The 23,402-nt window shown below is 35.1% G+C and carries 17 protein-coding genes; 6 read left to right on the top strand and 11 right to left on the bottom strand.

Annotated features, from left to right (window positions below; translation table 11 throughout):
* Positions 1 to 173 precede the first annotated feature (173 nt).
* From ACGK9U_RS06155 to ACGK9U_RS06140, 4 genes are all read right to left on the bottom strand, one after another.
* Positions 174 to 3,953 (bottom strand): PQQ-dependent sugar dehydrogenase, encoded by a 3,780-nt coding sequence (locus ACGK9U_RS06155; RefSeq protein ID WP_394465488.1) that lies wholly within the window; start codon positions 3,951 to 3,953, stop codon positions 174 to 176.
* A gap of 281 nt (positions 3,954 to 4,234) precedes the next feature.
* The gene (locus ACGK9U_RS06150; protein ID WP_394465487.1) at positions 4,235 to 8,434 is read right to left on the bottom strand and encodes a PQQ-dependent sugar dehydrogenase; all 4,200 of its coding nucleotides are present in this window, start codon (positions 8,432 to 8,434) and stop codon (positions 4,235 to 4,237) included.
* A gap of 463 nt (positions 8,435 to 8,897) precedes the next feature.
* Positions 8,898 to 9,935: an agmatine/peptidylarginine deiminase gene (locus ACGK9U_RS06145; protein ID WP_394465486.1), complete on the bottom strand. Its 1,038-nt coding sequence runs from the start codon at positions 9,933 to 9,935 to the stop codon at positions 8,898 to 8,900.
* A gap of 44 nt (positions 9,936 to 9,979) precedes the next feature.
* Positions 9,980 to 10,867, bottom strand: a complete 888-nt coding sequence (locus tag ACGK9U_RS06140) for a carbon-nitrogen hydrolase (protein ID WP_394465485.1) — start codon at positions 10,865 to 10,867, stop codon at positions 9,980 to 9,982.
* Between the two features lie 111 nt (positions 10,868 to 10,978).
* On the opposite strand from ACGK9U_RS06140, the gene ACGK9U_RS06135 reads away from it, so the two are divergent.
* Entirely contained in the window at positions 10,979 to 12,469 is a 1,491-nt protein-coding gene (locus tag ACGK9U_RS06135; protein ID WP_394465484.1) for a hypothetical protein, read from the top strand.
* Between the two features lie 2 nt (positions 12,470 to 12,471).
* Here the strand turns inward: ACGK9U_RS06135 and ACGK9U_RS06130 are convergent, their stop codons facing one another.
* The 3 genes from ACGK9U_RS06130 to rlmD form a co-directional block, all read right to left on the bottom strand.
* Positions 12,472 to 13,203 (bottom strand): DUF6048 family protein, encoded by a 732-nt coding sequence (locus ACGK9U_RS06130; RefSeq protein ID WP_394465483.1) that lies wholly within the window; start codon positions 13,201 to 13,203, stop codon positions 12,472 to 12,474.
* Entirely contained in the window at positions 13,169 to 13,711 is a 543-nt protein-coding gene (locus tag ACGK9U_RS06125) for a DUF6452 family protein (protein WP_394465482.1), read from the bottom strand. Before ACGK9U_RS06125 ends, ACGK9U_RS06130 begins: the two co-directional genes overlap by 35 nt.
* A gap of 78 nt (positions 13,712 to 13,789) precedes the next feature.
* On the bottom strand, positions 13,790 to 15,199 hold the full coding sequence (gene rlmD / locus ACGK9U_RS06120; RefSeq protein WP_394465481.1) for a 23S rRNA (uracil(1939)-C(5))-methyltransferase RlmD: 1,410 nt from the start codon (positions 15,197 to 15,199) through the stop codon (positions 13,790 to 13,792).
* Between the two features lie 286 nt (positions 15,200 to 15,485).
* On the opposite strand from rlmD, the gene rocD reads away from it, so the two are divergent.
* The gene (gene rocD, locus ACGK9U_RS06115; protein WP_394465480.1) at positions 15,486 to 16,730 is read left to right on the top strand and encodes an ornithine--oxo-acid transaminase; all 1,245 of its coding nucleotides are present in this window, start codon (positions 15,486 to 15,488) and stop codon (positions 16,728 to 16,730) included.
* A gap of 66 nt (positions 16,731 to 16,796) precedes the next feature.
* Here rocD and ACGK9U_RS06110 read toward each other — a convergent pair whose 3' ends face one another.
* The 3 genes from ACGK9U_RS06110 to ACGK9U_RS06100 all read right to left on the bottom strand — a co-directional run bounded on the left by ACGK9U_RS06110 (position 16,797) and on the right by ACGK9U_RS06100 (position 19,419).
* The gene (locus ACGK9U_RS06110) at positions 16,797 to 17,129 is read right to left on the bottom strand and encodes a CCC motif membrane protein (RefSeq protein WP_394465479.1); all 333 of its coding nucleotides are present in this window, start codon (positions 17,127 to 17,129) and stop codon (positions 16,797 to 16,799) included.
* A 10-nt stretch (positions 17,130 to 17,139) separates the two neighbouring features.
* On the bottom strand, positions 17,140 to 17,406 hold the full coding sequence (locus ACGK9U_RS06105) for a DUF2752 domain-containing protein (protein WP_394465573.1): 267 nt from the start codon (positions 17,404 to 17,406) through the stop codon (positions 17,140 to 17,142).
* Between the two features lie 84 nt (positions 17,407 to 17,490).
* A complete protein-coding gene (locus ACGK9U_RS06100; protein WP_394465478.1) occupies positions 17,491 to 19,419 on the bottom strand; it encodes a T9SS type A sorting domain-containing protein in 1,929 nt (642 codons plus the stop codon).
* Positions 19,420 to 19,601: 182 nt separating this feature from the next.
* Between ACGK9U_RS06100 and ACGK9U_RS06095 the strand changes: the two genes are divergently transcribed.
* Positions 19,602 to 19,790 carry a hypothetical protein gene (locus tag ACGK9U_RS06095; protein WP_394465477.1) on the top strand — a complete coding sequence of 63 codons (189 nt, stop codon included), beginning with the start codon at positions 19,602 to 19,604 and terminating at the stop codon, positions 19,788 to 19,790.
* A gap of 5 nt (positions 19,791 to 19,795) precedes the next feature.
* The gene (locus ACGK9U_RS06090) at positions 19,796 to 20,359 is read left to right on the top strand and encodes a Smr/MutS family protein (protein ID WP_394465572.1); all 564 of its coding nucleotides are present in this window, start codon (positions 19,796 to 19,798) and stop codon (positions 20,357 to 20,359) included.
* Here the strand turns inward: ACGK9U_RS06090 and ACGK9U_RS06085 are convergent.
* Positions 20,356 to 21,267, bottom strand: a complete 912-nt coding sequence (locus ACGK9U_RS06085) for a hypothetical protein (RefSeq protein ID WP_394465476.1) — start codon at positions 21,265 to 21,267, stop codon at positions 20,356 to 20,358. The genes ACGK9U_RS06090 and ACGK9U_RS06085 overlap by 4 nt on opposite strands.
* A gap of 100 nt (positions 21,268 to 21,367) precedes the next feature.
* On the opposite strand from ACGK9U_RS06085, the gene ACGK9U_RS06080 reads away from it, so the two are divergent.
* Together ACGK9U_RS06080 and ACGK9U_RS06075 are read left to right on the top strand one after the other, a co-directional pair.
* Positions 21,368 to 22,510 carry a cysteine desulfurase family protein gene (locus tag ACGK9U_RS06080; protein WP_394465475.1) on the top strand — a complete coding sequence of 381 codons (1,143 nt, stop codon included), beginning with the start codon at positions 21,368 to 21,370 and terminating at the stop codon, positions 22,508 to 22,510.
* 138 nt (positions 22,511 to 22,648) lie between these two features.
* Positions 22,649 to 23,398: a hypothetical protein gene (locus ACGK9U_RS06075; protein ID WP_394465474.1), complete on the top strand. Its 750-nt coding sequence runs from the start codon at positions 22,649 to 22,651 to the stop codon at positions 23,396 to 23,398.
* Positions 23,399 to 23,402 lie beyond the last annotated feature (4 nt).

The following is a 23,402-nucleotide window of genomic DNA, read 5'->3' as shown; positions in this document are numbered from 1 at the left end:
TTATTTAAAAATTTTATTTATTTTGGGGATTTGATACTAATTATTATAAAACCAGAAAATGTGAAGTGATATTATGTAACTATTTGATTTGTATTACATAGTAAAAAAGGGCTACTAATAAAAGCAACCCTTTTGGTTATAATAGTTGCACCCAACGGGTTATGGTTTTTTATTTAAAATTTAATCAATCGTTTACGTATGCTTATTCCTGTTTTTATACTGGTTAGTTCTATTAAGTATGGAGCTTGTTCTAATTTACTTAAACCCGAAACATTAATAATTCCATTTATATTGTCGTATTTTTTACTGAATACCAGTCTTCCATTTAGGTCGAAAACTTTTATATCAAATTTACTATTGTTATAACTAAGTGGAAGTTTAATATTGATTGCATCATTAAATGGATTTGGAGTAATTAGTGTGTATTCTAAATTGAAATCATTAATTTCCAATACACCATCAAGTGTCGCTGGGTTACAATCGTCGTCAATACTGTTGCCTGGTATTTCAGTTGAACCTGGGTTGGTATTTGCATCATTATCATCACAATCAGTATTGTCAGTTACATATCCGGTTGGAGTTGTACAATCAAGTATGGTGTTATTTGGGTCTCCAAATCCGTCTTTATCTGTATCGGCAAAATATGTGTTTGGTGTACCGGACACTTCCCATTCACAAGTTGTGTTGTTGAAGTTTGTAGTTTCCCAACAATTTGTGGCAACAGGCTCGGTAGGTTGCGTACCTTCATTAATCCAAGCACATGTATCGGTATCGAATTGGTAATCGTCCCAACAGTTTGTGGCAACGGGCTCGGTAGGTTGTGTACCTTCATTAATCCAAGCACATGTATCGGTATCGAATTGGTAATCGTCCCAACAGTTTGTGGCAGCAGGCTCGGTAGGTTGTGTACCTTCATTAATCCAAGCACACGTATCGGTATCGAATTGGTAATCGTCCCAACAGTTTGTGGCAGCAGGCTCGGTAGGTTGTGTACCTTCATTAATCCAAGCACACGTATTGGTATCAAATTGGTAATCGTCCCAACAGTTTGTGGCAACAGGCTCGGTAGGTTGTGTACCTTCATTAATCCAAGCACACGTATCGGTATCAAATTGGTAATCGTCCCAACAGTTTGTGGCAACAGGCTCGGTAGGTTGTGTTCCATTATTATCCCAGCTGCATGTTCCAGCATTAAATACAAAGTTATCCCAACAATTTGTTTTTGCTGGTGCAGGTGCATCAGGGTATATGGTGTCATCGCTATCATCACAATCATCATTGGTCAAGCTATAACCAGTACCAGGATCAGAAGGAAATTGCGTACCTGTAGTATCGTTTATGTCGCCAAAACCATCTCCATCGGCATCCACATAATAAGTGGTTCCGGTGGTCCCAATATATGTAAATTTCATTATGACCCCCGGATTTGAAAGAGTAACGCTGGAGCTGCCGGAAGGCCCAGAAGTTGTTCCCTGTGAATCGGTAATGGCATAAAAGGTAATGCCGTCAGGATCCATGGCAAGATCCCTGTAGCGGTCGTTGGAAGAATGGAATTCCTCAAATTTATTATCAGTGGTTATGTCTACCAAAGCGTCGCCAGATGTATTTAATTTAGCTCTAAAAATAGTACCTTCTTTAAGGGTCGTGATCAGTAATGAGCTTCCCCAATTGGGAATGAGGCCACCTTCATATATATCGATACTTGAAGGCGCCACGGTAGGCCATGTCAGCCACCCACCTGAAGGGTCGTAATTCGTGGTACTGTCATAAGTTCCGATAGGAGGTTGAAAATTTGACAATAAAGAATTGTTTACAGGGTTGAATTCATTTACAGATGTAACACCGGAAGGGCAGTTATGGTCCGTAAACCCTCCAGAGCTACAACCGCCAGGGGTGCTTGACCAGTTGCAATAGCTATAGGCCAGATTATCATAGTAGCCGGCAATATGTGGCCATCCATAGTTTTTACCGGCAGTGACAATGTTCAGTTCATCATCTACTTTTGCACCATGTTCCGAGGCGTACAGTTTTCCATTGGAACCAAAGATGATGCCTTGCGTATTTCTGTGTCCATAAGTATAAACGTGACTTTTAACGCCGTTCAGTGATGGATTATCGGAAGGAACGGTACCGTCTAAGTTTAAACGTAAAACCTTTCCTTTATAAACGCTATAATCTGAAGGTGAGGACGGCAAACTTTGGGATTCTATAGGGTTACAGGCATTTCCAAATTGGTTGGCGCCTTGATCTCCAATGGTATAGTATAATTTTAGATCAGGGCCAATTATCAACCTTCCAGAGTTATGGTCGTTACTGGCATGGGGTATTTCTATAATTTTACCATTGGCGTCGAGCGAGGTATCTACGGCAAGGGTTTTGGTTGTGTTGTTATAGAGCAATCTGGCAATTCTCAACTTTCTGCCGCTGTCAGCACCATTAGAAGAAAACGTATATGCAACATAAACATAATTATTCGTAGCAGTGCCTGGATTGGCCATTAAATCTGGATGGATGGCCATACCCATCAAACCATCTTGTCCTCCTGTTTGATAAACGGAACCGGAAAGGTTTATCATATCCGCTTTAGTATTGCCGGTACCTACAGAGTTGACCCTAACTATTTTTTTGTTTGTACGCTCGGTGACCCATAAATAGCCATCGGTAAAATAGGTTATTTCGTAAGGGTTGTTCAATTGCGAGTTCGCGGTTATGTTCGTAACGGTCCAAAGGCCTGTGTCTCCGGTCGCTTTTGAGGACCCACGGATAACAAATGTATAAGTCCCTTCATCACTATCATCACTTTCAATAGTTACCGTAGAAGAATGTTTGCCAGAGGTTCCTGTATATCGAATACTGAATTGGGTATTTCCGCCAGGACTGACCGAAGCGCTATAGGGCGTTCCCACAATTTGAAAATCGGTGGTATTTGATAAGCTGATATCGGAAATGTTTAAAGGGCTAACTCCCGTATTGTATATATTGTAGACTTTAGTGGACGTATTGCCAATATTTACAGAACCGAAATTGGTATTGTTGAATGTACTGGGGTACAGGTCCCCATCGGCAATACTGGAACCGTTCCCGGTCACATTAATTTCTGGAGCAGGGGATACGGAAGTTCCCTGAACGGTAAATGTATAAGGGTTTTCATTGCTGTCGTTATTGTCAATGCTTATTATCGCAGCGTGTGTGCCATCTGTTAGCGGGTTATATTCTACTGAAAAGTTTAAGCTGTTTACGCCATTGATGCTATTTGAGGCGGGTTGCACTGCAATTGAAAATTCGCTATCACCGGTAATATTGACAATAGGTGATCCTGTTAAAGCTAATGTTGTGTTCCCAACAGTGTTTTGGATAATGAATTGCTGGTTAAAAGAGGTTCCCGTAGCGATGGTTCCAAAATTGGTTCCGTCCGTGGTACTGGGCGAACCATCGCCGCTTGCAATGGTATTGCCTTTGCCTGTTATGTTTATCTCGGGTGTTGGCAAAACTCCTGTTCCTTGAATGGTAAAGGTATAGGGACTATTTGTGCCCGTTGTAAACGTTATTGTCACATGGGCTGTTTTAACACCAGTTGAAGTTGGTGTAAATGTTATGGTATGATTTAACGGTGTGGCATTTCCTTTTAAATCACCAAGGCTGGCAGTGTTTGTTGCAAAATCTGAAGAACCACTAATAGCTATTTGGATACCTGTAAGTTGATCAGATGGATTTCCATTGGTTGCTGTGTTGTCTAGAACAAATATATTTTGCTTATTGGCACCAATTTGTACGTTCCCAAAATCAGTAAGATTATCTGTATTGGTTGTAGTAGGTAGGGTGCCACTATTAATAGGGTTTCCATTAGCAGTTACAGCCAGAGTACCTTGGGCAAATATAGGGGCAGTAAAAGATAACAATGAAAATACTACAATAATGTGTAATGAAATGTTCGAGAGAAATTTTGTTTTCATGTGAGAGATTAGGTTTAATTTGAACTTTTGGTTAGTTGTTCAATCAATTTACGCGGCTAAGATATAATAATAATTTAAAAAACATCCATGAAATGCAAAAAAAATCGATAAAGTGTATTATTTTGGTTGTTGTTATATAGATTTTCAATAGGTTGTAAATTCTGCTAATTATTGTGATAATCTTAGTTATGGACTATAATGTTCTCGAATTGGAATAAAAAAAAGAGTGAAGTATTTAACCTCACTCTTTTTTAAATTAATTTAAATTCTATTATGTTTTATCAATCTACCTTTATGATAATACGGTCCGTTTTAATAGGTTCGCCTTTTTCGTTTGAAATTCGAACAAGGTATAATCCTTCAGAAAGCCCATCTATATCAATTTTAGATAAATTAGTTTTCAAAATAATATGTCTTACCAGTTGTCCTGTAACAGTATATAATTTTAAATCAGAACTTGAATTGAAACCATCACGTGTTATAAACAAATTACTCGATGCAGGATTTGGATATATTTTTATTGGTTCTGCAATAGCACCATTTATTGCTTTTTTGTTCACTGCAATTTTAGAAAATACATTGGTTGAACAATAGGACACAGCACTTAAATTTATGCTCATATTGCTATTGGTGTTACCATTTAGTCCATCAGATAAACTTACAATAATACGTTTTACAACTCCAGCTTGCACAACATTTACACTACTAACATTTGTACCATCAAATACTCCGTATAATTGAGTGACATCATTTCCATCAATATATGAAACGGTTACAAGATCAATATATCTATCACTAGGTTTTCCATTAGTAACGGAACTTAAACCACTAATACCAAAGGAAATGTCTTCGCTAATTCCTGTTAAGTCTAAAATTGTGGTGTTAGATCCAGAACCAGAATGCGTTAATGGGTTTTCGTTAAAAGGGGTGATCAAATCTTCGCAAGTAGTATCACAACCATCAGGAATACCATCCCCGTCAGCATCAAGGTTATCATCAAACCCAGGACACTGGTCTACAGAATCGGCCACGCCATCATTATCAGAATCAATTAGTGGATCACAACCATCAGGTATGCTATCACCATCCACATCCACGTTATCATCAAATCCGGGACATTGATCTTCTGAGTCTGCCACACCATCATTGTCTGAATCAACTAAAGAATCACAGCCATCTGGGGTACCATCCGCATCCGCATCAATGGTGTCATCATATCCTTGACATATATCGCATCCATCAGCAACCCCATCAGCATCTGTATCTGCTGTGTCATCAAAGCCTGGGCATTGATCTTCAGCATCAGCCACACCATCATTGTCAGAATCAATTAAAGGGTCACAGCCATCAGGAATGCCATCAGCATCTATATCTATTGCATCATCAAAACCAGGACATTGGTCTTCAGAATCAATAACGCCATCACCATCAGAATCTTCATAATCTAAAGTTAAAGGGTCACAATCGTTATCAATACCGTCATATAGTACCTCGGTGTTTCCAGGATAAGCTAACGGTTGATTATCATCACAATCGATATCAGAATTCACACCATCACCATCGGCATCTACAGTATCCAATGTTAAAGGGTCACAATCATTATCAATACCATCATATAGTATTTCGGTATTTCCAGGATAAGCTAGCGGTTGATTATCATCACAATCGGTATCAGAATTCACACCATCACCATCGGCATCTACAGTATCCAATGTTAAAGGGTCACAATCGTTATCAATACCATCATATAATATTTCAGTGTTACCTGGATAAACTAATGGTTGATTATCATCACAATCATCATTGGTCAAGCTATAACCATTACCAGGATCAGAAGGAAATTGAGAGCCTGTAGTATCGTTTATGTCGCCAAAACCATCTCCATCGGCATCTACATAATAAGTGGTTCCGGTAGCCCCAACATATGTAAATTTCATTATGACCCCCGGATTTGAAAGAGTAACGCTGGAGCTGCCCGAAGGCCCAGAAGTTGTTCCCTGTGAATCGGTAATGGCATAAAAGGTAAGTCCGTCAGGATCCATGGCAAGATCCCTGTATCTGTCGTTTGAAGAATGGAATTCCTCAAATTTATTATCAGTGGTTATATCCATTAGAGCGTCGCCAGATGCATTTAATTTAGCCCTGAATATGGTGCCTTCCTTAAGGGTCGTGATCAGTAATGAGCTTCCCCAATTGGGAATGAGGCCACCTTCATATATATCGATACTTGAAGGCGCCACGGTAGGCCATGTCAGCCACCCACCGGAAGGGTCGTAATTCGTGGTACTGTCATAAGTTCCGATAGGAGGTTGAAAATTTGACAATAAAGAATTATTTACAGGGTTGAATTCATTTACAGATGTCACGCCTGAAGGGCAGTTATGGTCCGTAAACCCTCCAGAGCTACAACCTCCAGGAGTGCTTGACCAGTTGCAATAGCTATAGGCCAGATTATCATAGTAGCCAGCAATATGTGGCCATCCATAGTTTTTACCGGCAGTGATAATGTTCAGTTCATCATCTACTTTAGCGCCATGTTCCGAGGCGTACAGTTTTCCATTGGAACCAAAGATGATGCCTTGCGTATTTCTGTGTCCATAAGTATAAACGTGGCTTTTAACGCCGTTCAGAGATGGGTTGTCGGAAGGAACGGTACCGTCTAAATTTAAACGTAAGACCTTTCCTTTATAAACGCTATAATCTGAAGGTGAGGCCGGCAAACTTTGGGATTCTATAGGGTTACAGGCATTTCCAAATTGGTTGGCACCTTGATCTCCAATGGTATAGTATAATTTTAGATCAGGGCCAATTATCAACCTTCCAGAATTATGGTCGTTACTGGCATGGGGTATTTCTATAATTTTACCATTGGTGTCGAGCGAGGTATCTACGGCAAGGGTTTTAGTCGTGTTGCTATAGAGCAACCTGGCAATTCTTAACTTTCTGCCGCTGTCAGCACCATTAGAAGAAAACGTATATGCAACATAAACATAATTATTCGTAGCAGTGCCTGGATTGGCCATTAAATCTGGATGGATGGCCATACCCATCAAACCATCTTGTCCTCCCGTTTGATAAACGGAACCGGAAAGGTTTATCATGTCCGTTTTGGTATTGCCGGTACCTACAGAATTGACCCTGACTATTTTTTTGCTAGTACGTTCGGTGACCCATAAATAGCCATCGGTAAAATAGGTTATCTCGTAAGGGTTGTTCAATTGCGAGTTCGCGGTTATGTTCGTAACGGTCCAAAGCCCAGTATCTCCGGTCGCTTTTGAGGACCCACGGATAACAAATGTATAGGTACCTTCATCACTATCATCACTTTCAATAGTTACCGTAGAAGAATGTTTGCCGGAAGTTCCTGTATATCGAATACTGAATTGGGTATTTCCGCCAGGACTGACCGAAGCGCTATAGGGTGTTCCCACAATTTGAAAATCGGTGGTATTGGATAAGCTGATATCGGAAATGCTTAAAGGGCTAACTCCCGTATTGTGTATGTTGTAGACTTTAGTGGACGTATTGCCAATATTTACAGAGCCGAAATTGGTATTGTTGAATGTACTGGGGTACAGGTCCCCATCGGCAATACTGGAACCATTCCCGGTCACATTAATTTCAGGAGCAGGGGATACGGAAGTTCCCTGAACGGTAAATGTATAAGGGTTTTCATTGCTGTCGTTATTGTCAATGCTTATTATCGCAGCGTGTGTGCCATCTGTTAGCGGGTTATATTCTACTGAAAAGTTTAAGCTGTTTACGCCATTGATGCTATTTGAGGCGGGTTGCACTGCAATTGAAAATTCGCTATCACCGGTAATATTGACAATAGGTGATCCTGTTAAAGCTAATGTTGTGTTCCCAACAGTGTTTTGGATAATGAATTGCTGGTTAAAAGAGGTTCCCGTAGCGATGGTTCCAAAATTGGTTCCGTCCGTGGTACTGGGCGAACCATCACCGCTTGCAATGGAATTGCCTTTACCTGTTATGTTTATCTCGGGTGTTGGCAAAACTCCTGTTCCTTGGATGGTATAAATATAAGGGTTTTCATCAGGGTCGTTGCTTGATATAGTTACTCTAGCTGTTCTTAACCCAGCTGCACTTGGCCTAAAGGTTATTGTAAAGGTGCTACTATTATTTCTTGAAATAGTTGTAATGGAACTGTTTATCAAAAATTCACCAGCATTTGTTCCAGAAACTGAAATACTATTAATCGTTAATTCGTTCTTGTTAGGGTTGCCATTTGGGTACGTATTCTGAATTTCAAAAGTTTTTACAACATTTACACCTAAAGAAGAACTTCCAAAGTCAGTATTATCGGAAAGGCTAGGGTTCGTATCATTGTTTAAAATTGTAATGGCATTCCCTCTAATATTGATATCCTGATCTTGAGAGTAACCATTTGAAAATGATAGAAATAAAGAAAAAATAAATAAATAGAAATTGATTTTTAATGTAAATGGTAGTATTATTTTCATTGTTGGTTGGTTTTTTTATAAAGTAACTACTTTTTTATTTTTTATCAACGAATTAATACTACTTAGATATTGACATTTTATTAACAGAATGATGAAAATTTAAAATTCTGAGGAATACAAAAAAACTAACTCCCTGCTTTATTTAAAGCATCGAGAACTATTATTAAGAATATGGTTTAATTACTAAAGATGTTGTCTGGTGACAAATTTCATTATTGTAGTGGTTGTACAATAAAAGTGATTGATACCGCTTGAACAGGGGATTCGTTCTTAGAGTCTTTAATAAGTCAGTTTAAAAATAGAGTTAAGTTCCAAGTAGCTTTAAATTTTGCTTGTGCAGTTGGTGCATAGGTGACATAAAGTGAGCGCACAAATCCTGTAATATTAAGACAAGATATTGTTGCTTTTATAAAGCCATATTGAAGTATTGAAAGCAGAAAACTAAAGGTCTTTTTTAATAAAATTATTTAGGTATCTGTTGGCTTAAACAATGCAACGTACCAAATCCCCAAATAAAATCGGTTGCAGCAATTCCAATAATTTCCCTATCGGGGAAGCAATCAGCAATTATATTTAGTGCAATACGGTCCTTAGCGTCATTAAAAGTAGGTACTAAAACAGTTTTGTTCAATATTAAAAAGTTGGCATAACTTGCAGGAATCCTAATACCATCAAAATCTAAGCGTTTAGGCATTGGTAAGATAACAATTTTTGGTTGTTTGCCATTCTCTAAAACAGAAGCTTGCAAACGCTTTAAATTATCTTGAAGTGGTTTGTAATTGGCATCTTTTGGATTATCTTCCACAACAGTAATGATGGTATCGTCATTTGCAAAACGAGCCAAATCATCTATATGTCCGTGCGTATCATCTCCTTCTATGCCATTTCCAAGCCAAATAACATTGGTAACTCCTAAATATTCTTTAAAAACAGCTTCGTAATCTTGTTTGGTAAAACCTTCATTTCTAACCTGTACCGTTGGGTGCAGTAAACATTCTTCAGAAGTTAACAACGTTCCTTTTCCGTTAACGTCAATAGCACCGCCTTCTAAAATCACAGGTTTGCCATTATGAGTAGCTTGTTCTAAAGGAATATTTAAAAATTCAGCTACTTTTGAAGGTACATGTTTATCTAATTTATAGTTAGTATATTTTGCCCAACCATTAAAATTGAAGTTGATGGCTTTTCTTGAAATACCATTTTTTACGACAATAGGCCCAGAATCACGCATCCAACTGCGATTGGTTTTATGAATGATAAAAGACACATTTTTTAACTGAACATGTGCCTTTTCAAGCATGCCGGTTACTTTGTTTTTTAGTTTTTCATCGGCAACTAAAAGTATCACTTCTTCAACCGAAGCAACTTTTTTTATAAACTCAACAAATGCCCATTGTACCGCTTCGTATTTCCCTGGCCAATCGTTACCGTTATGTGGAAAACATAATAAAATACCTTGTTGTTTTTCCCATTCGGCAGGAAATATCCAGTCATTTTTCATTTTTAAAATTATTGGAATTTGGAATTTATTTTTTGGATTTAAATTTAATCGATAGCTCTTTTAGTGATTTCTCCATATTTATCAATACGTCTGTCGCGTAAAAAGGGCCAGTTTTGGCGAACGTTTTCTTGTAAACTTAAATCGACTTCAGCTATTAAAATTTCTTCTTTATCAATCGAAGCTTGTGCTAAAATTTCACCTTGAGGACCCACAATAAACGATGAGCCCCAAAATTCAATACCATTTGTATCTGGTAAGTATTTTTCCAATCCAATTCTATTGGCAGCGGCTACGTAAATACCGTTTGCAACAGCATGCCCACGCATCACATTCATCCAAGCACCTTGTTGGTTTTCGCCATATTGTGCTTTTTCTTGTGGATGCCAACCAATAGCGGTAGGGTAGAAAAGCACTTCGGCTCCTTGTAAAGCGGTTAAACGCGCCGCTTCTGGATACCATTGATCCCAACAAATTAAAGTCCCAATATTTCCTTTTTTAGTTGGAAATGATTTAAACCCAATATCTCCCGGAGTAAAATAAAATTTTTCGTAAAAATGCGGATCGTCTGGAATGTGCATTTTTCTATACAAACCAGCTTCTGTGCCATCGGTATCAATAATGTAAGCACTATTGTGGTAAACACCAGCCATTCTTTTTTCGAAAAATGGCACTATAATAACCACGCCTAATTCTTTAGCCAATTCGCTAAAAGCAATAAATGATGTGCTGTATAGAGGTTCGGCAAGTGAAAAATTATCAACATCTTCACTTTGGCAAAAATAATGACTGCTATATAATTCTGGTAACGAGATAACTTCGGCACCTTGTTTAGCGGCGTCTTTTACCCATTGGATGCATTTCTTAAGATTATTTTCGGGTTTGTCGTTCAGGTTTAATTGAATAACGGCTATTTTGTATGTGTTTTTAGGCATTACTTACTATTGAAAATTTAATGCAAATATAATTAAATTTTATATCGTAGTTTTTAATGATTCATGTAAGTTTTTTTTTATTTTTAAAAATCGAATTGTATCAAATATAAAATGAAACAACTAATTGTAGTTCTACTTTTACTATCTACTATTAAAATTTTTTCTCAAACTGAATTAAATAAACATGAATGGTTTGATTATTTTGGAAAACCTTCACCAACTAATGAACTTTCCCTATATTTTAGAGAAAATATAAATTTAGAATTGCTGAAAGCAATAAAATTTAAAGACACAATTGAAGATAATAAGCGAATAATTTTGTCATTTCAATTTACAAAAAACCTTAAAATTATAAGCGTTAAAGCAAACTCTCAATATGGGGAATTAAATAATGAAATAGAAAAGGCTTTTAGAAATTATGACTTGAAAAAAATAAAATTCCCCGATAATCGAGGACTATATAATTATAAGCTTCAAATTATTTCAAGTTTTAATAATAGTGCCATAATAAACTGCAGCACATTCCTGATTTATGATAAAGAACCTGTTTATGATGGCTGCGATCTCATAAACAATCATTCTAATCTTTCAACATGTAATTATAGAATATTAGAATCCTTTATTGCGGATAATATGAATCCAGAAATTATTCAAGACTTTAAAAGTTCAGGTCAACTAATTTTACAACCAAAATTCACTATAGATGTTAAAGGTGAAATTACAGCAAACAACAGTAATGCGCCAACTAAAGTTTTAAAAGAAGAATTAGACAGGGTTTTAAAATTATTGCCAAAACCAATAGCGCCAGCTACCCGTAATGGAAAACCTATTTCTAGAGAAGTGAAATCGTCTATAGTACTATTTGTTGAACCAAAAGATAGTTTGAGTGAAACATTAAAATCAGAACCATTAGTTATTGAATATCCTAAAACTACTGATTTAAGTATTTATTTTAAGAATAATTTGAAAACCGAGGATTTTAAATCGTTAAGTCAAAAATCAGTAAGAATTTATTTTGAATTAGATAAGAAAGGGAGGTACATAAATGTTTGGAATAATATAAAAGACAGGGAACTTAACCTAAAGCTTTGTAGTATTTTAAAAAGATATCCGGTAGCCAATTATAACATTACAAACAAAGATTTATTGAATATTTATTCCTACACTCTTTTAGAGAAATTAGAAGACAAAAACATATATAGATTTACGTCAGAGCTGTGTCCTGAAACTTTTAGGTTTCCTATAGTTAAAGGTTGTGAAAAATCAAAGAGTTCCAAGGACTTAAGCAAGTGTAACGGTGATTCCTTTTTCTTCTTTGTAAAAAGAAATTTTAATACGAATTTGAGAAATAAAACAAAATTATCAAATAGTATTTGGATTAAATCTAGTTTCAAGATAGATTCTCTAGGTAAAATAGTTGATTTAAAGGTTAGTTCTCCTAATCCTTATTTTGCAAATGAGATTGAAAAACTATTAAATGATTTACCATATAAAATTGAACCCGCTCTTAAAAATGGTGAACCTTCGGATTGCTATTTTAATTTCCCTATTCGTTTTAAAATTAATAGAGATTTTGATGCTTATAATTTTGTAACTAAATAAGTTTACTTATCCTTCTTATAAAGCGGAATTCTGTATGAAAGCGTATAACTATAACCTGCACCTATGCCAGTACTATCATAGGTTTTATTAAATCCTGGGATATAAACATTCTCAAAATTATTGGGTTCGGTTTCGCTTGCCAAAACTTTAAGTTGCACGTTTAAACAAAGATATAGGTTGGTTAATAGCTGGGTTTTTATACCTAAAATAAGTTCTCCCCAAAAGGCAGTTAAACCATTAAACTCTTGCAAGTCTGATGATGAAAATTGTGGTGACCAATACGGATCGGTATTATAAATTGTGTAGCTATTAAGTTTTTGGTTAAATGTACTGGCACCAACACGAAAACCTGCGTAAATCATGTTATCCATATCTAACCAATTTTGATATAAATTATAGTCTATTCCGGCTTTAATGTAACTTCCGCTAGTGGTAACATTTAAATAATCGGTGGTGGTGTTTTTTTCTTCAATTCCTAATTCTCCAGCAATGTATAAGCGTTTTTTTAATCGGAAATCGCCAGAAACTTCAAAACCTGTATAATCATCATCTACAAAAGAACGGACTAGTTTGCCAATGTCACCACCGATTCGGAGTCCGTATTTTTCTTTAATTTTTATGGAATCTTTAACGGTATTTGCAATGCTATCGTTTTGAGCGTTTAAAGACACAGAAAACAAAACCATATAGGCTAAGCTACTAATGAAATATATTATAATGTGTTTCTGTTTCATCTTCTACAGATTGGTTGTCGTTTAAAGGTTGTCTAGATTTTATCCAATTATCGCTATCAGGTTCTATGGTAAAAGTTACATTTCTATAAATGGTTTTATAGCCACAGGCACGCGATACATACACTTCTTCTCTGGAATAATTAATGGTGACAATATCGGTATTGCCATCATAATAATCATCACTTGTATCATCTGGGGTGCCGTTATTATTTACAAAAGCGTCCTTTATAAATGCATATTGTGTAGTGTTGGCATCGGTTTTTAATGGTAGAACTATTTGCGTTGCCGATACAATACCGTTTGTTAATGTAAAATCGTTACCAATACCTCCAATTAGCAATTTGGTAACCGCTTTTTTGTTGTCGGGGTTATCAACATCATAAGTATCAATGATTAGGCTAGGGGTCGTTGGGGTACTTGCTGAACAAATGTCATCGGGTTCGCAACCTATTGTAATGCCTATTCCAACGAAGGTTAATAATAATAAAAGTAAACTTGTTCTTTTCATTAATCTCTTTATTGTTTGTTGTTAAGTTGTATGTTGTTAAGTTGAAAGCCAGTTAAAAACGACTCCACGACAAACAACTTAACGCTTTTCTAATAGCACCACGTTTTCAACATGAAATGTTTGCGGAAACATATCAACAGCCTGCGTTTTTGTTACTTTATACATAGTGTCCATTAGCTCTAAATCTCTAGCTTGGGTAGCGCTATTACAACTTACATACACTACTTTTTTAGGGGCAATATTTAATATTTGTTGCACCACATCTTTATGCATGCCGTCTCGAGGTGGGTCGGTAATAATAACATCTGGTTGCCCGTGCGCAGCTATAAATGCGTTATTAAAAACATGTTTCATATCGCCTACAAAGAATTCAACGTTATTAATGTTATTTAATTGTGCATTTTCTTTAGCAGCAGTAATAGCATCAGGAACAGCTTCTACACCAATTACTTTTTTGGCTTGTTTTGCCACAAATTGCGCAATGGTGCCTGTGCCCGTATATAAATCGTAAACCAGCTCGTCTCCTGTTAAACCAGCAAAGTTTCTTGTTATTTTATAGAGTTCAAACGCTTGGTCGGAATTTGTTTGATAAAACGATTTGGCATTTATTTTGAATTTCAAACCTTCCATTTCTTCAAAAATGTGGTCTTCACCTTTATAACAAATCACTTCTTGATCGTAAATGGTATCGTTTGCTTTTTCGTTGATGATGTATTGTAATGAGGTTATCTGCGGAAATGTTTCAGCAAGAAAATCCAATAACATAACGCGCTTGGATTTATCTTCTTTGTAGAATTGAATGACCACCATCACATCGCCGGTTGTAGACGTACGAATCATCATGGTTCTTAATAAGCCTGTTTGATTGCGTGTGTTGAAAAATTCAAAATTATTATCAAGCGCAAATTGCTTCACCGCATTTCTAATAGCGTTTGAAGGATCTGCTTGTAAATGGCATTTTTTAATGTCCAAAATTTTGTCCCACATACCAGGAATATGGAAACCTAAAGCATTTCTATCACCCAAATCGGCATCCGATTGAACTTCTTCCAACGTTAACCAACGACTATCACTAAATGAAAATTCCATTTTATTTCGGTAGAAATATTGATTGGCTGAGCCTAAAATAGGCGTAATCTCTGGCAATTCAATATGACCAATACGGGTTAAATTATTGGTGACTTCTTTTTGTTTATAATATAGTTGATGTTCATAGCCCATATCTTGCCACTTGCAACCTCCACAAACGCCAAAATGTTCGCATGCAGGAGTCGTTCTTTTATCGGATAATTTATGAAATACGGTGGCTTTCGCTTCGTAATAGGCTTTACGGGCTTTAAATGTTTGCACATCTACCACATCACCGGGTACGGTATTGGATAGAAATATAACCTTTCCATCGGGTGCTTTGGCAATGGTTTTTCCTTTAGCACCTGCATCTAAAACTTCAACGTTTGTAAACGCTTGTTTTTTCGTTCTTTTTGACATGCTGCAAAAGTAATGAAAGGATTTACGATTTACGATTTTTGATTAACGATTTTTAATTTATTTAGCATTTTTATATGGATATTAAAGTGAATGGTTTTCGATATTTTTTATCATAATTCACTTTCAAAACTTTGTGACTTTGCAACTTTGTAACTACAAAGAATATTCACTAACTTGCGCCTCTATCTGGGGATGATTTCTCTCCCACGCTGCTTTTTCGAACACTTTCGGAAGAATAAAGGTACAGTAGGAATGGTTATTTTATCAATTTAAATTTTTATTTAAAATGGCTATTTTAGAACAATTAACTTCGCAACAAGCGATAGATTTAGAAAAACGTTACGGATCAAACACATACCATCCTTTACCCGTAGTTTTAAGTAAAGGCGAAGGTGTCTTTGTTTGGGATGTAAACGAAAAAAAGTATTACGATTTTTTATCAGCATATTCAGCTGTAAACCAAGGGCATTGTCATCCAAAAATTGTAAATGCATTAATTAAACAAGCACAAACATTAACCTTAACATCTAGAGCATTTCATAATAATGTGCTTGGGAAATACGAGAAATTTGCCTGTGAATATTTTGGTTATGATAAATTATTGCCAATGAATTCTGGTGCAGAAGCCGTAGAAGCTGCTATTAAGCTTTGTAGAAAATGGGGCTATGAAGTTAAGGGTATTGAGGAGAATGAAGCTAAAATTATTGTTTGCAACAAAAATTTTCATGGACGTACTACGACCATTGTTTCATTTTCAAGTGATGAAACTGCCAACAAGAATTTTGGCCCCTATTCCAATGGTTTTATTAATATCGATTTTGATGATTTAGAAGCTCTTGAAACCGTATTAAAAAGCAACAAAAATATTGCAGGTTTTTTGGTAGAACCTATACAAGGTGAAGCAGGGGTATATGTACCGAGTGAAGGGTATTTGAGACAAGCAAAAGCCTTATGTGAACAGCATAATGTTTTGTTTATTGCAGATGAAATACAAACGGGAATAGCAAGAACAGGTAAACTGTTAGCCGTAGATCATGAAAATGTTAAACCCGATATTTTAATTTTAGGTAAGGCTTTGAGTGGCGGTGTTTATCCGGTAAGTGCAGCTTTGGCAAATAATAATATTATGGGTGTGTTAACTCCGGGAACACATGGTAGTACTTTTGGAGGTAATCCCATGGCTGCGGCAGTTGCAATAGCGGCACTTGAAGTAATTAGGGATGAAAATCTTGCAGAAAATGCTGAAACCTTAGGGAATTTGTTTAGAAGTGAATTAAATAAGTATATTGAAACAAGCAGTATTGTAAATTTAGTAAGGGGTAAAGGTTTGTTAAACGCTATAGTTATCAACGATACTGAAGATGGCGATACCGCTTGGAATATTTGTTTGGCATTACGTGATAATGGGTTATTAGCAAAACCAACCCATGGTAATATCATTCGTTTTGCACCACCATTGGTCATGACAAAAGAACAACTGTTGGATTGTGTATCTATTATAACAAAAACACTCAAACAGTTTGAAAAGTAAACTTGTAAAGTTGAAACAATAAAAAAGCGACCATTTGGTCGCTTTTTTATTGTTTGTATATAAGGTTTATTGTCCCATAAATTCACGCATTCTTTCTTGCATTAATTCTTGATCTTGCATAGCTTCCCATCCAAAAACAGATATAATCCAAACTACAAAAATTAAATATAAAACACTTAGTACAATACCAATAATAGCAAGTATTTTTCCTGTTTTTACATTCGAATATCCGGTATAAATTTCTGGGTTTGCTATATAAAGTTGCGTTGCTTTAGAAGCTAATATAATAGCTGTAATACCTAATGCTAAACCAATAATACCATAACAACAACAGGTAACTATTGATAAGATTCCGAATACTAAAATGAGCGTTGAATTTGGTAGTTTTTGTTGTTCCATAAAATTTTTGTTAGATTAGAAATGTTTTTATTATAAAATTGGCAATAATTACTATGGCATTTAAAACAGCCAAAATAAAAATTATTGCATTAGCATTTTTAAAATTTTTGAAAAAATTTAAAGTTATAATTGCAAAAAGTAATAATAATGTATAAATAGCCGGATACATATAAAAAGCCTCAACAAATTCACCATGAAGTATAAGACTAATGGACCGTTGAAAACCACAACCCATACATTCAAAACCAAAAAACTTTTTGTTTAAACAAGGTAACATGTAATCGTCTAAAGAAGACATACTATAATTTTTAGTTTTTTCAAATTTATTAAAATTATAGAGTGTTGTTGGTTTTTGTTACCGTTATTTTTTACCGCCAACAATAATTTTTTTACTAAAAACCTGGTCGTTTTCTAATAGTATATTTACAATATATACACCATCGCTTAAACTTTTTGTAGAGTAAGATTGTGTGGTTTCTTTAGAACGTGTTTTTTTATTAAGAACAAGTTTGCCTGTAACATCATATAGCTCAAAACCATCTACAATTAAGGCTTTTGGATTGTTTATGGTTAGTTTAGAACTGTTATTGTTATGATATACCTTAATGGTTTTAAATTCTTCAAAATCAGTGCTTAATGTGTTTTTGGTAAAAGTAATTTCAAAACGGTCATTATAAGTGCCTTTTGGAAGCTTTATATTAAAAGTTCCATTTACAATGTCAGTATATGAATTGGTAAGTTTATCAAAAACATAAACTTCAAGACTTTCGGGTGTTTCTTTTAATGTGTTTATAGAAATGCTAAAATCCGAATTTGCTTTGTTGGTTTTTAATCCAAAAGGTATTTTAACATCTTGGGCATAATTAATGGATTTGACAACTAATTGTTTGTCGCTAGAAACTAAATAGGCGTCAGTGTTCAATTCATTGATATTTCTAGCATCAAAAAATTTATTGTACACATTGTTATTAGGGGTACTTTTTCTAAATGCTATTACATTTTCCTTATAAAATGTATTGTCAATATGTGTATGAAGTTTTATTTCGGGAATGATAGTTGGTTGTTTAACAATGGCATTATAATCTACACCATTGTTGGATTGAGGAATGATTTTTTCTTTTGAAGTATTGTTCTTCAAGTTTTTGTTTTTAGCAAAAATTGAGCCGTCACCAGAAGGTGTAGAATCCTCCGGAAGATATACGCGCATTGAATTTTCAAAAATGGCATCACCACCATTAACATTGCTGGCAATTATAAACCCTTGTCCAATAGCAGCAAAGCGTCTTTGGTTATTGCCACTAAAATCGGCTGTGTTTCCTGTTGTGGTATCATTGGTGCTTCCATCTCCATTATAATTTTCAAAAGGAGCACTAGTATATGTTCCATTATCTAATAAATCTAAAGGATCTCCAGGCGCATAAATACCATAGCCTCCTTCATAATCAGCTAAATAATGGGAGTTTTTTTGTTTTTGTTCCCAGAAAAATATTTCACCACTTAAATCTGCAACATTGTTGGGATGGATAAGAAATAGTTTTAAATCTAAAGCAGAAGGATATGGATTGCCAGTTAAGGTTTCGGCATAATTAAGAGTACCGGAATTTGGTTGGTTATCAACACCATCAAAGGAGCAACTAACCGTAATGGTGCCATTATTTGGTCTGCCTCTAAAATCTAAAACATTATTAATATTGGGGCTACCTTTTAGTGTAAATCCGTAGCCTGTGCCAACATCTCCTGTATTTGAAATTCTATTCCAATTATAGTAACCTTCACCGTCTTTTAATGTATACATCCAATAACTGGATAATTCTGTAGCAGTTCCGTTATATGCTGTCGTGTATAAATAGGGAGTTGAATTTACATTGGCTAAATCTGTAGCATCTACGGGGTCGTATATATTGGAGCCGTTAAAGGCGACGTTCTTTTTTGTAGTGCCATCAACACTAACACCAACAGGAGAACACCAATAGTTGTATTCATAAATATTTGTTGTTTGGTTTTGATATATCGAGAGATTGCCAGCATCAGAATTCTTTACATCTGAAATTTGATAGAGTTGGGCATCTCCTCTAAAATATAAGTTTGAGGTTGGGGTTTCTAACCTAATGTCGTTAGTAACGGTTACTACAACATCTTTGGCATATAGATATGTGTTATTGCCTATATACAAATCTTGGGAAAAACTAATATCAACAAAAGACAAAAATATTACCAACCCTGCAAGTGGTTTAGATAACTTTTTAAGTTTTGAATAAATTAAGAGTGAAATAAAAGATTTGTACTTCATGGGGCAATAAGTAATTAATTCAATCAAATATAATAATTTCAGAATAAAAAACTTACGTATTTATATTTTAATCGTTATAAATAGACTTTAATCGAGTAAAATAGAAGCTTTAATCTAATGTGTAGGTTCTTAATTTTATAATAAATTATTGTAATTTAGGGTTCTAAATTTACATGTTAATAATGAAATATTTTAACTATATAATAATAGTACTTGGTGCTATTGTTGCTATTTATGCTAAAACAGGAACAGAGCAAAACCAATATGTTTTAATTGGAGGTATCGTGATTCTTATGGTTGGGATTTATAGAATTTCTAAAACCATTCCAAGTAAAAGTGAGGATGAAGATTTGAATAATGATAAAAATTAATAATGATGATTTTTGAAGTAGGTGACAAAGTTTTGGTTTTGGATGAAGCGATGCAAGGTGTTGTGAAAAGAATAGTGGGTAATACTATTTCAATTGAAACTACGGATGGTTTTTTGCTTGATTTTGAAAGTGAAGAATTGGTAAAACAGACTTCAAAAAACGTTATTAATAAAGACATGCTTTCGTATGCGGGCATAAATTCGGCTAAAAAAGAGAAGGAACAATCAGCCAAAAGAAAGCAGCCAAAAACCAAACCTAAAGAGCGTTTTGAGCCTACTATGGAAGTCGATTTACACATCAACCAATTGGTAAAATCATCAAGGGGAATGAGTAATCACGACATGCTAACACTGCAACTGGATACCGCGAAACGCCAATTGGATTTTGCTATTTCAAAACGCATTCAAAAAATAGTTTTTATTCATGGCGTAGGCGAAGGTGTGCTAAAAGTTGAGTTAGAATACCTTTTTGGGCGCTACAATAACGTGAAATTCTACGATGCCAACTACCAAAAATACGGTGTTGGAGCTACCGAGGTTTACATTTACCAAAATGTTCCCAATAATTAGTTGAAATTGGGTGTTTCTTTTCTAGAAGTTGATAAAGCACTATTTGCTAAAACACCAAAATCAAAAACATCTAGGGATATTATTTGTAAATCGAAATTAGAGACGGTAAGTGTTACCAAATAGGTTTTGTAAATAGTATGTTCCCTGTATGCTGTTGCTGGTACCGTGGTTGCTACTTCAATATTTAAATAATCGGCAATACCGTTTAAACTTGTATCGTTTGATGGGTTTTGATCTTGAGATTCATTTTCTTCATCACGGGTTTTTACGCCATCACCATCGTCATCATCGTCTAAATAATTTGGTATGCCGTCTCCATCGGTATCCAAGGCATCGCTTAAATTACCGTCTCCATTCGGGTCTGGTTTTTCATTTTTGGTAAGTACATTGTCACCATCGTCGTCTTCATCTAAATAATTAGGAATTCCATCGCCATCAGTGTCATCGTCGGTTAAATCGCCATTACCATTAACATCTTCTAAAGCAGCAGGAATGCCATCGTTGTCATCTTCAGTCAATACTGTTTTTATATGTACATTTCCACTGGTGCTTTCTAAATCTTTAATGATTTTTATTTCAGAAAGAGGGATGTCGTTACAAAACAAATTATTAGGTAGCGTAGCATTACTGTATGTTATATAATTAAATGTGTTTGTAGTACTTAAGCTAAAATCGGCTTCGTATACACCGGTTTCGTCAACATCAAGTAATTCTTCAAGTGTTAAATTGGCTATAATTATCGATAAAGATTCCGATGGATCGCTTTTTGTTTTGTAGAAAACCAAATCGTTTGTTCCGCATACTTGAAATGTTTCATCAAAATCAAATTCAATATCTAAGACATCTCCGTCATCACAAGTATAAAAACTAAAAAAACAAATACAAGAAACAAATAATAACTTACGCATTAGGTTTGGGTTTTAGGCAAAAATAAACGAATTGTTAATTATAACGTAGCATATTAATAATAATTTTATTCTAAGTATTTTTGCAGTCTAAAAAAGACATATGCAACAGGTTTATTTTGATAATGCTGCTACTACGCAAATAAGAGATGAGGTTATAGCTTCTATGGTAGAAGTAATGAAAACTAACTATGGAAATGCTTCATCATCACATAGTTTTGGCAGATCATCAAAAGTATTGATTGAAAAATCAAGAAAAGCCGTTGCAAGCTATTTGAATGTTTCAGCTAGTGAAATTATTTTTACATCTGGGGGCACCGAGGCTGATAATTTAATCTTATTAAGTGCCGTTAGGGATTTAAAAGTAACGCACATTATTACTTCTAAAATTGAGCATCATGCGGTTTTACATACTGTAGACCAGTTGGTTAAAGATTATAAAATTTCGGTTAGTTATGTCGATTTAAAGCCAAATGGAAAAATTGATTATTTGCATTTAGAAACTTTATTAAAAAGTGAAAGCAAAACACTAGTAAGCTTAATGCACATTAATAATGAAATTGGTAATGTATTAAATTTAGAACGTGTTGCCAGCTTATGCAAAGCTAATAACGCTTTGTTTCATAGTGATACGGTACAATCGGTAGGGCATTATAAACTGGACTTGCAAGCTACACAAGTTGATTTTATAACTGGCGCAGCACATAAGTTTCATGGGCCAAAAGGAGTTGGTTTTGCATTTATTAGAAAAAATTCGGGCTTGAAACCCTTGATTTTTGGAGGCGAGCAGGAGCGTGGTTTACGTGCAGGTACAGAAAGTGTTCATAATATTGTAGGTATGGAAATAGCTTTAAAAAGTGCTTACGAAAACCTTGAAAAAGAAGCTGCCTATATAAAAGGGCTAAAGCAATATTTTATACATAACATTGAAACCAACATACCCAATGCCACCTTTAATGGAAAGTCTGGTGATATGGAAAAAAGCACCTACACCTTAGTAAATGTATGTTTGCCCATACCGCCAAAAAAAGCAGCCATGTTATTGTTTCAATTGGATTTAAAAGGTATAGCCTGCTCAAAAGGAAGTGCTTGCCAAAGTGGAAGCAACCAAAACTCCCATGTATTAACCGAAATTTTAAATGCTGAAGATTTGCAAAAACCATCCATTCGGTTTTCATTTAGTATTTATAATACGAAAGAAGAAATAGATTATTTGGTTGAAGTTTTAAAGGATTTTTCTATTTAAATCCAATTGAAACAAAAAACAAGCATTTTTTATTTTGTGCTTTTAATCCTTTGAAAATTGTTTTTCATCGGTATTTTTGATAAATTGCATTAAATATTTTTAGTCTCTCACAAAAAACAAACTCCCTAAATCATTACTATGAGTAGATTTTTAAGAATTTCTATAGGCATTTCCATTTTATTTTTTTTACAACAAAGTATTTATTCACAAGTAGGTATAGGAACAACAGTACCTGATCCTTCTTCAGTATTGGATGTATCATCAACGACTCAAGGTTTGTTAATTCCTAGAATGACTACGGCACAGCGTAATTTAATAGCAACTCCGGCAGTGGGTTTGTTGATTTTTGATACTGATGAAAGTACTTTCTGTTTTTACGATGGTGCAAGTTGGGTGAAACTTAGTGCAGGAAATACGGCTAATGATTACACAGGATGGGCTGATTATGTTGACGGGACTTATACTTCTGCTAGTCCATTTGTTGTTAGTACTACCAAACTTACTTTACCAAATGATGCAGATGTTGTTAGGGATAGTCAAAAACCAATAGATGTAACGACGTTTTATGATTCAACTAGTTCTACTATTACAGGAAGAGATGGTGATGGCATTAATATTGTAATTGAATTTAAAGCAAGACCTAACACTACTTCAGAGTCTAGACTGACTTTAACAATAGATATTGGTGCGCCCGTAGGTGAGATTTACAAAAGAGATTTTGTGTTAAATAAAGGTAATGATGTTGAGCATTATTATTTAAGTTCTTTTAATGCCTATACCCTAGGTACTTGGCAAGCAAACGGTGGTATTGTTAAAGTTGTATCGACGGCTTCTATTGATATTTACGACATACGATATGTTATAACAAGAACTCATAAAGCACGATAAAACA

The sequence above is a fragment of the Mariniflexile sp. HNIBRBA6329 genome (assembly GCF_043558645.1).
GTDB lineage: Bacteria > Bacteroidota > Bacteroidia > Flavobacteriales > Flavobacteriaceae > Mariniflexile.
This window is presented reverse-complemented; position numbering and strand designations above follow the sequence as displayed.

What these genes read in the sequence shown, in the direction of transcription:
- ACGK9U_RS06155 (WP_394465488.1), bottom strand. Translation starts at nt 3,953, where the DNA reads ATGAAAACAAAATTTCTCTCGAACATTTCATTACACATTATTGTAGTA.
- ACGK9U_RS06150 (WP_394465487.1), bottom strand. Translation starts at nt 8,434, where the DNA reads ATGAAAATAATACTACCATTTACATTAAAAATCAATTTCTATTTATTT.
- ACGK9U_RS06145 (WP_394465486.1), bottom strand. Translation starts at nt 9,935, where the DNA reads ATGAAAAATGACTGGATATTTCCTGCCGAATGGGAAAAACAACAAGGT.
- ACGK9U_RS06140 (WP_394465485.1), bottom strand. Translation starts at nt 10,867, where the DNA reads ATGCCTAAAAACACATACAAAATAGCCGTTATTCAATTAAACCTGAAC.
- ACGK9U_RS06135 (WP_394465484.1), top strand. Translation starts at nt 10,979, where the DNA reads ATGAAACAACTAATTGTAGTTCTACTTTTACTATCTACTATTAAAATT.
- ACGK9U_RS06130 (WP_394465483.1), bottom strand. Translation starts at nt 13,203, where the DNA reads ATGAAACAGAAACACATTATAATATATTTCATTAGTAGCTTAGCCTAT.
- ACGK9U_RS06125 (WP_394465482.1), bottom strand. Translation starts at nt 13,711, where the DNA reads ATGAAAAGAACAAGTTTACTTTTATTATTATTAACCTTCGTTGGAATA.
- rlmD (WP_394465481.1), bottom strand. Translation starts at nt 15,199, where the DNA reads ATGTCAAAAAGAACGAAAAAACAAGCGTTTACAAACGTTGAAGTTTTA.
- rocD (WP_394465480.1), top strand. Translation starts at nt 15,486, where the DNA reads ATGGCTATTTTAGAACAATTAACTTCGCAACAAGCGATAGATTTAGAA.
- ACGK9U_RS06110 (WP_394465479.1), bottom strand. Translation starts at nt 17,129, where the DNA reads ATGGAACAACAAAAACTACCAAATTCAACGCTCATTTTAGTATTCGGA.
- ACGK9U_RS06105 (WP_394465573.1), bottom strand. Translation starts at nt 17,406, where the DNA reads ATGTTACCTTGTTTAAACAAAAAGTTTTTTGGTTTTGAATGTATGGGT.
- ACGK9U_RS06100 (WP_394465478.1), bottom strand. Translation starts at nt 19,419, where the DNA reads ATGAAGTACAAATCTTTTATTTCACTCTTAATTTATTCAAAACTTAAA.
- ACGK9U_RS06095 (WP_394465477.1), top strand. Translation starts at nt 19,602, where the DNA reads ATGAAATATTTTAACTATATAATAATAGTACTTGGTGCTATTGTTGCT.
- ACGK9U_RS06090 (WP_394465572.1), top strand. Translation starts at nt 19,796, where the DNA reads ATGATTTTTGAAGTAGGTGACAAAGTTTTGGTTTTGGATGAAGCGATG.
- ACGK9U_RS06085 (WP_394465476.1), bottom strand. Translation starts at nt 21,267, where the DNA reads ATGCGTAAGTTATTATTTGTTTCTTGTATTTGTTTTTTTAGTTTTTAT.
- ACGK9U_RS06080 (WP_394465475.1), top strand. Translation starts at nt 21,368, where the DNA reads ATGCAACAGGTTTATTTTGATAATGCTGCTACTACGCAAATAAGAGAT.
- ACGK9U_RS06075 (WP_394465474.1), top strand. Translation starts at nt 22,649, where the DNA reads ATGAGTAGATTTTTAAGAATTTCTATAGGCATTTCCATTTTATTTTTT.